This is a genomic window from Paractinoplanes hotanensis, assembly GCF_023717965.1.
In the GTDB taxonomy this organism is placed as follows: Bacteria; Actinomycetota; Actinomycetes; order Mycobacteriales; family Micromonosporaceae; genus Actinoplanes; species Actinoplanes polyasparticus.
This window is the reverse complement of the sequence record NZ_JAMQOL010000017.1, coordinates 96703-108988: the sequence shown is the minus strand read 5'-3', so window position 1 is coordinate 108988 and position 12286 is coordinate 96703. Positions and strand designations below refer to the sequence as shown.

Sequence of the window (12286 nt, the reverse complement as noted above, 5' to 3'; positions counted from 1 at the left end):
CGGTTCCTCTCGCTGGTGCGGTCTCAGTGATGCGGTCTCAGTGCGAATCGGTCGAGTCGGCGAACCGTTGACGGAGCGCTTGCTTCGACCATTTGCCGGTGGCGGTCTTCGGGATCTCGTTCATCAACTCGATGCGTTCGGGGATCCACCACGATGCGACTCGGTCGCAGAGGTGCGCGCGAACGTCCTCCGCGGTGAGGATCGCACCCTCGGAGGCAACGACGCAGGCCAACGGACGTTCACCCCAGCGTGGATCGAGGACGCCGATCACGGCCGCCTCCTTGACCCGCGAATCTGACATGATCGCGTTCTCGAGCACGACGGATGAGATCCATTCGCCGCCGGACTTGACCAGGTCCTTGGTGCGGTCGACGATGCGCAGATAACCCCATTCGTCGATCGTTGCCACATCGCCGGTGCGCAGCCATCCGTCCGGGGTGAAGGCATCTCCGTCCGCGCCGAAATAGGCGCCGGCGATGGTGGCTCCGGCGACCTGCAGTTCGCCCGGGGATCGTCCGTCACGCGGCTGTTCGACGCCGTCATCGGCGACGACCCGCATCTCGGTCAGCGGCACCGCCGGGCCGGGGCTGCCGAGCAGAAGCCGTCGCTCCTCGCCGGTGAGGCCGTCGTGGTGCGTCGCCAAGCGGGAGGTGGTGACGACCGGGCTGGTCTCGGTCATTCCCCACGCGTTGGTCAGCGGAATCCCGACCGCGTTCTCGTACGCCTGGGACAGCGCATCGTCGACGGCGCCACCACCACAGGCGATGTGGCGCAGGCTGCTGAGGTCGTGGCCGCTCAGCGACGGAATCACATCCCGCCAGACCGTCGCGACGGCAGCGCTGAACGTGACGCGGTGACGGGACAGGAGCGAGACCAGTTCGTCCGGGTTCTTGACCGGGCCGGGCAGGACCAGGTCGGCACCGCACTGCATCGCAGCGTACGGAAGCCCCCAGGCATTCACATGGAACATGGGCACGATCGGCGCCACGACGTCCCTCTCGCTCAGCGCGAAGACGTCCGCGCCGAGAAGAAGCAGGCTGTGCAGGACGATGGAGCGGTGGCTGTAGAGCACGCCTTTGGGGTTGCCCGTGGTTCCCGAGGTGTAGCAGAGAGACGCTGCCGCGTTCTCGTCCTCGATGACGTTCTCGAACGGCCCGTCCGCCTGCCGGCTCAGAAGTTCCTCGTAATCGAGTACGCGCGGGTCGTCGGGCAGCGGCATGTCCCCGCCGTCGTCCATGACGACGATGTGCCGGACCGTGCCGAACGAGGAGACCAACGGCCAGACCACCGGCAGAATCGTGCGGTCGACGAACAGCACGTCGTCAGCCGCGTCGTTGACGATGAACGTGATCTGCTCGCCGAAGAGCCGGTGGTTGATCGTGTGCAGGATCCGCCCGGAGCTCGGGATCGCGAGATAGAGCTCGACGTGCCGCTGAGTGTTCCAGGCGAAGGTGCCGACGCATGCGCCGGCCGGCACCCCGAGGCTCTCGAGGACCCGAGCCAGTCGGCGGACGCGCGGCGCCACCTCGCGCCAGGTAGTCACGGTCTCGGTGGCGCCGCCGGTGACGATCCGCTTGTGCCCGAAGGTGGTCTCCACCCGCGACAGCAACGTCGGCACGGTCAGCGGACGGTCCTGCATCAGGCCGTGCATCATCACCGGATCCCCGATTCCATGCTCGCGGGTCGCAGCGGGACGTCCACCTCGACCGCTTCTATCCGTCCGGCCCGTACCGTGGTCTCGGACGGCTGCCAGCTGTTCGACGTGAGCAGGAAGAGCGTCGTCCCGCGGGGCCCGCCGAGCACGCAGTCGGTGGCGCAGCGGCCGTCGACCTCGATCGTCCGAGTGATCCGGCCACCCGCCTCGACCCGGAGGAAGCGGGACGTGGTGATGGACGAGACCCACACTCCGCCGGCCTCGTCCACGCAGATCCCGTCGGGAGTCGAGCCCGCCGGAAGTTCGGCCCAGATCCGCTTGCCGGTCAGGTCACCGCGATCGTCGATATCGAAGGCGGTCAGGCGGGCCGCCCACGTCTCCGCCACCACCAGAGTGGCGGTGCCGGGCAGGACGACCATGCCGTTCGGGAAGACCATGTCCGTGGCGACGAGGGCGGCCCGGCCGTCGGCGTCGATCCGGAAGATGGGGCCCGGTTTCTGCGGAGCGTCGGCGTAGAGGTCGTATCCGAAGCCGCCGAGAAAGGTCTCCCCCGTCTCGGTGGTCACCAGGTCGTTGATCGGCGCGTCGGTGAGGCCCGACACGTCGGACAGGACACTCAGGCGTCCGTCCGGACCCAGTCGCCGGACTTTGCGATCGGTCATGCAGCTCACCAGCAGCGAGCCGTCAGGCAGCCAGCCGAGACCGGACGGTTGGTCGTCGACGACGGTCACCTCCTCGAGGGTCCGCGCGGCGGGGTTGGACCGGAACACCTGTCCGGTGTGCATGTCGGAGAACCACAGCCGGCCGTCGTGCCAGCGGGCGCCTTCGGGAAAGCGGAGATCGGAGAAGAGCAGTGACGGTTCTGGCATGACGCGCTCCTTAGGTCTGGTTGCCCGGCTGGGCACCCGCGGGTGACGGGCGACTGGTCCCGGCTCGGAGGCGTGTCCGCTCCCGGACGAGCGCGCTGTGCAGATCCGGGGCATCGATGACGACGATGATGCCGAGCAGGCCCGCGAAGAAAAGCTGGGTGACGTACACCGGCAGAGCGGCGACCGTCACGATCTCGGTGAGCAGGGCGACCCCCATGATCCCGCCGAGCAGCCCGAGCGGATTGCCGCGACCGCCGGTGAGGGAGACGCCCCCGAGCAGTGCGGCCGCGGCCGCCACGATCAGCGGCTGCACACCGGGGTCGGGGTTCGCCGAGCCGAGGCTGAAGCTCAGCAGCGAGCCGCCGAGCGCGGACAACACGCCGGAAGCCACGAACGTGCCCACGAGGAGACGGTCGACCCGGACTCCGGCCACCCGGCTCGCCCGCCGGTCTCCGCCGATCGCGCGGAGCTCACGGCCCCACCGGGTCAGCGACAGGACGACCGCGGCGAGGACGAAGAGCCCCAGGGTGATCAGGCTTCGCGGGGAGAAGTAGGTCAGGACCGTCCGGTCGACCCAGAGGGTCACCGACGCGTTGGAGTACGTCCTGGTGAGCCCGCCGGACAGCGCGCTGGTGAGTCCGAGCAGCGCGATGTAGGTCGCCAGGGTGACCGGCATCGAAGGGAGCTTGAGACCGGCGATCAGGCCGCCCTGCACCAGGCCGATCGCGGCGCCGGCGGCCACCGCGGCGAGCAGGCCGTAGGCGTAGTGCTCCTGACCGGCCTGGACGGTGAGCATCCCGCCCAACGCGTACGTGCCCACCACGGACAGGTCGAACTCGCCGGCGATCATCGTGAGCCCGAGCGCGAGTGCCAGCAGGCCGAGCCGCGCGAAGATCTGGAAGGTGTTGTAGACGTCGAACGACGAGAGACCCGCATCGGTGTACGCCGGGAGTAGCGCGAACGCCGTGACGGTGAGGCCGGCCGCCGCCGTCGGCAGCAACATCTCGGGTCGCCCGAGCCGTCGGGCGCTCATGCCCGGCTTCCCTTGGTACGCAGGTGCACGATGACGACGACGAACAGGACGATGAGTCCCTTCACCATGATCTGCACTCCGGTGGAATAGCCCCGCAGCAGGAGGATGTCCGATACCCCGGCGATCAGGACCGCGCCGGCCAGGGTGCGGAGCGCCGAGCCCCGCCCGCCCGCGATGGACGTGCCGCCGACCAGAACCGCGGCGATGGCGTCGAAGGTGAGCGTGCCGCCGAGGTTGACGTTCGCCGAGGTGTTGAACGCGGCGGTGAACGCCGCGGTCACGGCGAACAGCGCGCCCGCCCCGAGCCAGGCCACCGCGGTCGTCCGCCCTACCGGCAGGCCCGCGACCCGGGCCGCGGGTCGGTTCGCGCCGATGAGGTAGAGGGATCGCCCGAAGCCGGTCCGCCGCAACGTCCATTCGACGGCCACCGCCAGCACGATCAGCACGTAGACGCTGAGTGCCACCCCGCCGGGTGTCGCGTTCAGCCGGTCGTACCCCGATCCGGTGGGCGCGACCGATGCGCCCCCGCTGATGCCGATGGCCAGTCCGGTGATCGCGAAGCTCGCCGCGATGGTGAGGACGACGGGGTTCGCGGCGGCGTAGCCGACGACAGCGCCCTGCACCCCGGTGATGACAACGCCGCAGAGGAGGGCGATGGCCAGGGCCGGAACGAGACCGAGCGACTGGGCCGACAGGAACATCATGCCGACGGCCGCCACGGTCGGGGCGATGGCGAGCGAGACCGCCGATCCACCGATCGTGATCAGCGTCAGTCCGAGCGCGGCGATGCCGACCAGACTCGCCGACGTGATGATCGCCTTGGCGTTCGCGACGGTCGCGAAGCGATGGGTGGACAGGCCCACGACGATCGCCGCCAGCACAGCCAGGACCACGATCACGTTGATGACGACGTCGGCACGCGAGCGCTGCCGCCGCCCGCCCGGGGACGCGGCCGCATCGAGGCGGGCCGGCGCGGACAAGGCGTTCACCTCCGTTCCTCGGTGACGGTCGCGGCGCCGTGCGTCATCTCCCGCAGCAGGACCGAGCCGGCCGTGTCCCCGTCGTGCCGCCGGACCGCTACGCCCTTGTGCATGGTGACCACCACGTCGGCGAGGTCGAGCAGCTCTCCGAGGTCGGTCGAGCTGAACAGCACGGTCATGCCGCGGTCGGCGGCGTCCCGCAGGAGCGCGTGGATCGCCGCGCGGCCGCCGACGTCGACGCCGCGGGTCGGGTCGTCGAGCAGCAGGACCCGGACGTCGTCGCGTCCGAGGCACCGCCCGACGAAGACCTTCTGCTGGTTGCCGCCGCTGAGCGAACCCACGTCGTGGCCGGCGCGCCGGCCGTCGAGACCGCACAGGTCGATGAGCGCGGCCAGGGCCGCCGACCACCGCCGGCGGTCGAGGACCCCCAGCCGGGTGACGTGGGGCAGGCGCGTGGCGAGCAGGTTCCAGCTGACCGGCTTGTCGAGGAACAGCCCTTCGGCCTTGCGGTCGTTGGAGACGAACGCGATGCCGGCCCTGATCGCGGCGGCCGGACGGCCGGGGCGGACCGTGACCCCGTCGACGGTGATGCCGGCGGTGGCCGCCGGAACCAGGCCGGCGATCGCGCGCAGCACGTCGGAAGCGCCGGACCCGAGTTGACCGGCCACGGCGTACACCCGGCCCGCCCGCAGCGTGATGTCGAAGTTCCCGACCCGGCCGGGGACGGTCAGCCCGGAGACGGTCAGGACCTCGGCGGAACCCTCGATGTCCGGGCCGGTCGACCGGCCGAGCCGGTGCGGGGCCTCACCCAGCATCTGAACGATGAGCGAGTCGATCGTCAGGCCGGCGACGGGCGTGGTCGCCACCACGGCGCCGTCGCGCATCACGGTGACCCGATCGGACAGGTCGAGGACCTCACCGAGCCGATGCGAGACGAACAGCACGGCGCAGCCGGCCGCGGCCACACTGCGCACCGCCGTGTACACGTACGCGCTCTCGACATCGCTGAGGGTGGCCGTCGGCTCGTCGAGGATCACCAGTCGCGCGTCCTGGCCCAGGGCCCGTGCGATCTCGATCAGCTGGCGCTCGCCGATGCCGAGCTCGGAGAGTCGCTGGTCGAGACCGACGTGGCCGAGGCCGACGCTGTCGAGCAGGGTCCGGAACCGTACGCCGGAGGTGCGCCGGCGATTGACCCAGCTCGCCTTGATGTCGCCGAGCAGGAGGTTCTCCGCGACCGTGAGCGTCGGCACGACGCTGAGCTCCTGGTCGACCAGGGCGATGCCACCGCGTTGCGCCACCCGCCGGCTTCGCAGGTCGACGACCTCGGCGCCGACGCGGATGGTGCCGTCGTCCGGGACTTCCTGTCCGGAGAGCATCTTGACGACCGTGCTCTTGCCGGCGCCGTTGTGCCCGCACAGTGCGTGGATCTCACCGGGGGCGATGCCGAAGGACGCGCCCCGGACCGCCCGGGTGCTGCCGTAGCTCTTGACGAGGCCGTCGACCCGGACCAGTTCGCCGCCCGCCGTCGTGGACGCGGAGCTCATGCCTTGCTGCACTGTTCCGCGTACTGCGCGACGTTCGCGGCGGTCACGCGCTCTTCCTTGACGAGCTCCTTGGCCGGCGGCTTCTCCCCGTTGAAGTACCGGGCCACGTACGAGGCGGTCTGCTCGGCGATCGTGCCGGGATCCTCGGTCGCGGTTCCGTAGAGGGTGCCGGCCTTGATCGCGTCGATGCCGACCTTGAAGCAGTTGCTGCCGGTGACGACGACGCCGTTCTTGCCGGCCACCGCGCAGCCCGCCTGCTTGGCCGCCGCGATGATGGGCAGCGCCTGGTAGTCCGCCATGCCGTACGCGCCCTGGATACCCCCGCAGCCGTACTTGGCGAACAGCTGCGTGGCTATCTTGCCGGAGAGCGTCGGATCCCAGTTGCCGTCCTGGACGTCGACGATCTTGTACCCGGGCGTCTTGGCCAGTTCGGCCTCGAAGCCCTTCATGCGGTCCTGGGACGCGAATCCCGACTTGGTGCCGGTGATCGCGACGATGCTTCCGGATTCCTTGCCCTGCGCCTTCAGGCCTTCCACCAGGTTCTGCGCCGCGGCGGTGCCGAGCGCTTCGTTCTCGGAGAGAACCTGCATGACGTCGCCGTCGACGGACGGATCCGGCCGGCCGTCGAAGACAAGCACCGGGATGTTCGCCTGCTTGGCCTTCTTGATCGGGACCACCATCGACGACGTGTCGAGGAGGGCGGCCACGATGAGATCGGGCCGATTGGAGACAGCCTGGTTGAAGTTCGACACCGCGGTGCCGGGATCCATCGTGGTCAGATCCACGATCTTCGCGCCCTCGGCCTCGAGCTTGGCGGTGAAGACGCTGTTGAAGTAGGCGCCCCACGGGTTGTCCTTGCCGTACCCGACGAAGTCGATGGTCTTGCCCTTGAGCCCGCCGCCGGTCGCGGCCGCGGCGGTGTCGTCGGCCGAACCGTCTCCGCATGCGCCGGTCAGGAGCGCGATGCCGACCATCGCCGTGGCGAGCTTCATCACGGTCGGTGACCGGCGCTGGTGCACGAAATGGGAAATGGTCATGAGAGACTCCCGATTTGCGCATTGGTTGTGACTCGTGTCACACGCTTGTTCGGGAACTCTAGGTGCGCCGGAAGGCGCCGGTGAGGGATGATCACCCCACTGTTTGGCCGAAGGCAGTGGATGGATCCTCCACCAGGGGCAGGGCCGATCGATGAGCGAGCCGCCGGAACTTCGAACGTCGAGCCCGGATCTTGCGTCCTATCGCCTGCGGCGCGAACGGGAACTCGGTTCGCTGTATGCGACGGCCCGGTCGTTGACCGCCCTGGGAGAACTCGATGCGGTGCTGGCTTCGATCGTTCACGCGGCACACGAACTGATCGGCACCGATTTCACGTACCTCTCCTTGCTGGGGCCGGACGGTGAGGTGACCCTCAAGGCCTCGGAGGGGACGATCTCCTCGACGTTCAACGAAGCCAGGGTGCCTTCCGGTACCGGTGTCGGCGGCCGGGTGATCGCCACCGGCGCGCCGGCCTGGGTGAGCAACTACCTCAAGACGCGCGATGTCCCGCACGACCGGACGTTCGACGATCTGGTCATCCCGGAAGGCATGGTCGCGCTGCTCGGCGTCCCTCTCCTGGTGGGCGAGGAGGTGATCGGTGTGCTGTTCGCCGCGGACCGCACGGAACGGCCCTTCGAGCACGACGAGGTGGCACTTCTCAGCGCGTTCGCCGACCACGCGGCCATCGCTCTGAACAACGCCCGGCTGTACGACGAGAGCCGCTCCGCCCTCAAGCAGCTGCAGGCCGCGTTCCTCACCATCGAACAGCAGGTCGCCATGATGGAACGGGCCCAATCCGTCCATGAGTCCCTCACCAACGTCGTGCTGAAGGGCGGCGGAGCCGACGAGATCGCCCAATTGCTCGTCGAGCACCTGAAAGGCGCGGTCACGGTCTTCGACCGGACCGGCACAGTCACCGCGACGTGCTCGCTCGATGCGGAGGTCGTGCAGTCCGCACAGCGGCCGTCACCCGATGCAGTGGAGCAGGCCCGGCAGTCCGGGAGATGGGCGACAACCACCGACGGCACCGGGCTCTGGCACAGCGCGGCGGCGATTCAAGCGGGCGACACCCACCTCGGTGCGCTCCTGCTGACCCGCACCGAGGAGCCCGCCCCGGTCGACATACGCATGCTTGAGCGCGCCGCCCAGATCATGGGTCTGCTCATCCTGAAGGAGACCGCCGTCGCCGCGGCGGAGGAAAGGGTCAGCGGCGAACTGCTCACCGAACTTCTGGTCTCCGCTCCCCCGGTACGCCCGACCCAACGGGCCCGGGCTCACGCGCGGGGCGTGGACATCAATCTGCTGAACGTCGTCGTCGTCGCGAAATCGGCGACAAAATCGGCTTCGGAGATCGGCCGCCGTCTTCATGCGCAGTCCCCCGAATGGAACGGGCTCGCCGGGGAACATCTGGGCCGCGCGGCTCTCCTCGCCGCGGCGCCGGACCCCGCGCGACTGGCGGAGACGGTGCACCGGCGCCTCCGCCGGGAACTCGGCTCCGCAGTGCGGGTCGTCGCCGAGCCGGTGACCGACGACAACTGGCGAAAGGCGTTCGAGCTCGCCGGCAAATGCTGCGATCTCATGCAGAGCCTCGGGGTGACGGACCGCGGCTCGACGGCCGAGCCGTTCGCCATGTTCGCCCTGTTGTTCGACACCGAGCGGGCATCCGACCTCGACCGATTTCTCGCCGATTCGCTACAGCCATTGCTGTCCTACGACCGGCACCGGTCGACCCAGCTCGTAGCCACGCTGTCGTCCTACTTCGGAAACTCCGGCAACCTCACCCGCACGGCCGGCGCCCTCCAGGTGCACATGAACACACTGCTCAAGCGACTCGACCGCGTCGAGAGCATCCTGGGGGCGGACTGGCGCACGCCGGACCGGGCCCTGCAACTTCAGGTGGCACTGCGGCTGCACGACCTACGAACCCGGATCGAATGAGTTCGCGGCTACCGCGAGCTTCCCGATGATCAAGACCGGCGGCACACCCCTCGATATCCTCGGCGCCGGCGAGGTGGATGTCACGGGCAGGGCTGCGGCAAAGTCGGGTCGCACTAGACTCCGCGCATGCAGCACTGGGCAGATTCCCCCACCAAACGCATCGCGATCGGGGCGCTACTGCTGGTTTTGGCCATGGCAGGCTGCGGCTCCAATGTGGAATCGTCCCTCGGCGCCACGTGGTCGAGCCCTGACACCGCCCCCACCGCGACCGGCTACCGCGCTTCGTCCTCCCCGAACACCCGTGATGCCGAACGTTCCGCATCCTCATCCCCCATCGTGGACAAGACCGAGTCACGGGAAGCGGAGACGGCACCAAAGCCCCAAGCGCCACGGAAGACGAAGGCGCCGAGCGAGGGCGGCACCACATACGCGGAGTGTGCCGACGGCGACTGCAAAGTGTCCTTCTCCGGTTCGGTCGAATTCTCACTCCGCAGATGGACGGTGTCGGCTTCTGTGGAGGATGGCGGTGTCAGGGTGCGACTGACCAAACCCAATGGCATGGGCGGCGGTGGCGGTTTCCTGGCAGGCCCCGGATGCGCTGTGGCGATACACGCCGACGGCGGCGGGCGAGTCGGATGCGACGAACCCGAACCCGAAGCCAAGCCCGAACCGGGAGGGTACGTCGTACACCTGCTGAAACTGAACGGGGGCACCGCGGTCATCCGAGCGATCGTGGGCTGACGGTGAGCACACGCCGGGCTGCGGCGGGTCGAGTCCACGTTCCAGATCACCGGTGTCTACGGCCGGACCGTCGAAGACCTGCAGCTGGCCGGCGACTACGGCGACCCGCTGAGCGCGATCCTGGAGTTGTTCCGGCACGGACCGTTGAAGCATGGCCAGTCCTACCGGTGGCGGGCGCGGGGCACACCGCCGACGGTCGGGGCGGCCGGCTGGTCGCCCTGGTGCGAGTTCACGATTCCCGAGAAGGCCCCGGACGACCTGGGCCTGGACGACTCCCGCAACTTCCGGGCGACGTTGACCGCAGCCGAGTGGCGGCAGGTCCTGGCCGTCTTCGCCGACACCGAGGACGACGCCGCCGCCCGAGCCTCGATCGAGACCGCCACGAAGGCCGCCCGGCACCAGCGGCCGGACCCTCTCGATGCGGGCTCTCACGGCTGTCACAGCGATCGGACATGAGGTGTCGGACGAAGCCCGCGTGGTGGAAGCACTTCACCGAAGTCGATCGACCCCACACATGACCGGCACGGTGACCTCGCTGCTGGCATCACCAGGCGCAGCGCCGGTTCAACGGCCGTCATCCATGATTGCCACGTATTGACCCGCGGGACAGGGGTGTGGCGCTGAGAAGGCCGCGCGATTGTGAGCGCCCGTCCTTCGATCAAGAAGGACGTCCCAGCGAACCGGGTGATCCTCACCAGGTGCGGGCTGCGGGGAACGTCAGACGGCCTTTACCGAGCCGGCGTCCACCGCCCAGATCTCGCCGATCGTGCTCGGCATGACCGGGGAGGCCAGCAGCAGCACCGCGCGTGCGATCTCGGCCGGGTCAATCAGGGTGCCGGTCAGCATGCCTCCGTTCGCCGGCATCGCGGCGAGCAGGTCGGCGTGGTCGATACCCATGGTCGCGGCCACTGTGGCGAGGTAGCCGTCCTTGCCCGCCATCAAGTCGGTGTCCGTGCCGCCGGGGGTGACGACGTTTACCCGGACCCCGTCGGCGGCGACCTTTTCGGCGAGGCCCCGGGAGAACGTGTTCAGGGCGCCCTTGGCGCTGGTGTAGGCCAGCGGTGTGCCGAACGGGGCGCGGGCGCTGTTGGAACTGATGTTGACGATGGCTCCCCGCGATCGGGTCAGTGCCGGTAGGGCGTGGCGGGTGGTCCGTACGGTCGCGAAGAGGTTCAGGGCGTAGACCTCGTTCCACAGGTCGTCATCGCCGTCGAGCGGGTCGGCCATGGCCTCGGCTGTCGTGGTGCCGCCACCAACGTTGTTGATCAGGATGTCGAGGCGAGGGTCGGCGGCGAGCACGGTCTCGACCATCCGCCGCGGACCGTCCGGGTCGGCGAGGTCAGCCGGTACGAACGTGGCCGTGGTCGCGTCGAGCTCGGGGGTGCTGCGCCGGGACACGGCGGAGACCACGGCACCCTCGTCGAGGAAGGCGCGGACGACGGCGAGCCCGATGCCCTTGCTCGCACCGGTCACGAGGACGCGCTTACCGGCAAGGTTCAAATCCATGGTGGTGCTCCTGTTCGGCTGGTCTGATTCAGGCATGACAAATGCAACCCCCATGTCGCCGCTGTGTCAATAACTGAGTCAGTTGTGTCTCAGTTATGGGTTCGGTATGGTGATGCCGTGAGGGCAGACGCGGAGCGCAGCACCGCGCGGATCCTGGAAGCCGCCGAGAAGGTTCTCGCCGGAGACGCGAGCGCCTCTCTCGAGAAGATCGCCGACGCCGCGGGGCTTGCCCGCGCGACGGTCCACCGCCGCTTCGCGTCCCGCAAAGCGCTGATCGACGCCTTGTCCAAGCGGTTCAACGACCGCTACCGGCACGGCATCGACCAGGCCCGGGTGGGGACGGCGCCCCCACTGGTCGCCCTGCACCGCCTGACGGAAAGTGCCTTCGAGATCAAGGCGAGCTATCGCCTCGTCGTCGACCTCAGCTATGGGCCCGACGACGACGTCCTGGCAGGCATCGACCTGCTCTTCGCGCGCCTGTACGAATCCGGCGTGATCACCGCCGCGCAGCCAACCTGGTGCCGGAATGTCTACCTCGCACTGCTGCACGAGGTGTATCTGCTGCCCGCGGACGCTGCTGAACTGGCCGACGGCGGCGACGAGGTGGGAGCCCGATCGGCGCTGCTGATCCGCAGCGTGCTCGGCGCCCTCGGCGGCAAACCGTAACCTCGCTCGCGCGTTCGCCGCGGGCGCGGATCTTCGCGTGGGCGCGTCTGACGGCCTTCTGCCGCCGTGCCAGGTTCGGCCGGAAGGTGACACCCGGCGCGGAACGGCCCAGGGCAACCGTCCGGCCCCGGCGGGCGTAGGCGGCGCCGGCGTCGCCCGGCGCATTGATCAGCAACCGTCCGAACGGCGGATCGGCGTCGTCCACCGGCAGCGCGGCGACCCGGCTGACCTCGAGCGAGATGTCCCGGTCGGCCAGGGCCCGCATCGCGCCCGCCAGCACCCGCCCGTAGAACGGCTTGGCGCTCATGGCGTCCGGATCC

At 69.2% G+C, this 12286-nt stretch carries 11 protein-coding genes and 1 pseudogene; 4 read left to right on the top strand and 8 right to left on the bottom strand.

What is annotated here, in order from left to right; translation table 11 throughout:
- Window positions 1-37 precede the first annotated feature (37 nt).
- The 6 genes from LXN57_RS14685 to LXN57_RS14660 are packed head-to-tail and all read right to left on the bottom strand — an operon-like array spanning window position 38 to window position 7117.
- On the bottom strand, window positions 38-1654 hold the full coding sequence (locus LXN57_RS14685) for a long-chain fatty acid--CoA ligase (RefSeq protein WP_251798687.1): 1617 nt from the start codon (window positions 1652-1654) through the stop codon (window positions 38-40).
- The gene (locus tag LXN57_RS14680; protein WP_251798686.1) at window positions 1654-2523 is read right to left on the bottom strand and encodes an SMP-30/gluconolactonase/LRE family protein; all 870 of its coding nucleotides are present in this window, start codon (window positions 2521-2523) and stop codon (window positions 1654-1656) included. The genes LXN57_RS14685 and LXN57_RS14680 overlap by 1 nt, the downstream gene beginning before the upstream one ends.
- 10 nt (window positions 2524-2533) lie before the next feature.
- Window positions 2534-3556, bottom strand: coding sequence for an ABC transporter permease (locus tag LXN57_RS14675; RefSeq protein WP_251798684.1), 1023 nt, complete (start codon window positions 3554-3556; stop codon window positions 2534-2536).
- Complete coding sequence (locus LXN57_RS14670; protein WP_251798682.1) at window positions 3553-4545, bottom strand: ABC transporter permease; 993 nt, start codon at window positions 4543-4545, stop codon at window positions 3553-3555. The genes LXN57_RS14675 and LXN57_RS14670 overlap by 4 nt, the downstream gene beginning before the upstream one ends.
- Window positions 4542-6080, bottom strand: a complete 1539-nt coding sequence (locus tag LXN57_RS14665; protein WP_251798681.1) for a sugar ABC transporter ATP-binding protein — start codon at window positions 6078-6080, stop codon at window positions 4542-4544. The genes LXN57_RS14670 and LXN57_RS14665 overlap by 4 nt, the downstream gene beginning before the upstream one ends.
- Entirely contained in the window at window positions 6077-7117 is a 1041-nt protein-coding gene (locus LXN57_RS14660; protein ID WP_251798680.1) for a sugar ABC transporter substrate-binding protein, read from the bottom strand. Before LXN57_RS14660 ends, LXN57_RS14665 begins: the two co-directional genes overlap by 4 nt.
- 151 nt (window positions 7118-7268) lie before the next feature.
- On the opposite strand from LXN57_RS14660, the gene LXN57_RS14655 reads away from it, so the two are divergent.
- The 3 genes from LXN57_RS14655 (at window position 7269) to LXN57_RS14645 (ending at window position 10250) form a co-directional block, all read left to right on the top strand.
- Complete coding sequence (locus LXN57_RS14655) at window positions 7269-9053, top strand: helix-turn-helix domain-containing protein (RefSeq protein ID WP_251798679.1); 1785 nt, start codon at window positions 7269-7271, stop codon at window positions 9051-9053.
- Between the two features lie 126 nt (window positions 9054-9179).
- Window positions 9180-9794 carry a hypothetical protein gene (locus tag LXN57_RS14650; RefSeq protein ID WP_251798678.1) on the top strand — a complete coding sequence of 205 codons (615 nt, stop codon included), beginning with the start codon at window positions 9180-9182 and terminating at the stop codon, window positions 9792-9794.
- A 144-nt stretch (window positions 9795-9938) separates the two neighbouring features.
- Window positions 9939-10250: a hypothetical protein gene (locus LXN57_RS14645; protein WP_251798677.1), complete on the top strand. Its 312-nt coding sequence runs from the start codon at window positions 9939-9941 to the stop codon at window positions 10248-10250.
- Window positions 10251-10511: 261 nt separating this feature from the next.
- On the opposite strand, the gene LXN57_RS14640 is transcribed toward LXN57_RS14645, so the two are convergent.
- Window positions 10512-11300: an SDR family NAD(P)-dependent oxidoreductase gene (locus LXN57_RS14640; protein WP_251798676.1), complete on the bottom strand. Its 789-nt coding sequence runs from the start codon at window positions 11298-11300 to the stop codon at window positions 10512-10514.
- A 117-nt stretch (window positions 11301-11417) separates the two neighbouring features.
- Here LXN57_RS14640 and LXN57_RS14635 point away from each other — a divergent pair, with 117 nt between their 5' ends.
- A complete protein-coding gene (locus LXN57_RS14635) occupies window positions 11418-11966 on the top strand; it encodes a TetR/AcrR family transcriptional regulator (RefSeq protein ID WP_251798675.1) in 549 nt (182 codons plus the stop codon).
- Window positions 11967-11973: 7 nt separating this feature from the next.
- On the opposite strand, the pseudogene LXN57_RS14630 reads toward LXN57_RS14635, so the two are convergent.
- A pseudogene (locus LXN57_RS14630) lies at window positions 11974-12051 on the bottom strand (IS5/IS1182 family transposase); the annotation flags it as partial.
- Between the last annotated feature and the right edge of the window lie 235 nt (window positions 12052-12286).

Bases quoted from the DNA above. Each gene is read 5' to 3' on its own strand.
- LXN57_RS14685 (WP_251798687.1), bottom strand. From the start codon at position 1,654: ATGATGCACGGCCTGATGCAGGACCGTCCGCTGACCGTGCCGACGTTG.
- LXN57_RS14680 (WP_251798686.1), bottom strand. From the start codon at position 2,523: ATGCCAGAACCGTCACTGCTCTTCTCCGATCTCCGCTTTCCCGAAGGC.
- LXN57_RS14675 (WP_251798684.1), bottom strand. From the start codon at position 3,556: ATGAGCGCCCGACGGCTCGGGCGACCCGAGATGTTGCTGCCGACGGCG.
- LXN57_RS14665 (WP_251798681.1), bottom strand. From the start codon at position 6,080: ATGAGCTCCGCGTCCACGACGGCGGGCGGCGAACTGGTCCGGGTCGAC.
- LXN57_RS14660 (WP_251798680.1), bottom strand. From the start codon at position 7,117: ATGACCATTTCCCATTTCGTGCACCAGCGCCGGTCACCGACCGTGATG.
- LXN57_RS14655 (WP_251798679.1), top strand. From the start codon at position 7,269: ATGAGCGAGCCGCCGGAACTTCGAACGTCGAGCCCGGATCTTGCGTCC.
- LXN57_RS14650 (WP_251798678.1), top strand. From the start codon at position 9,180: ATGCAGCACTGGGCAGATTCCCCCACCAAACGCATCGCGATCGGGGCG.
- LXN57_RS14640 (WP_251798676.1), bottom strand. From the start codon at position 11,300: ATGGATTTGAACCTTGCCGGTAAGCGCGTCCTCGTGACCGGTGCGAGC.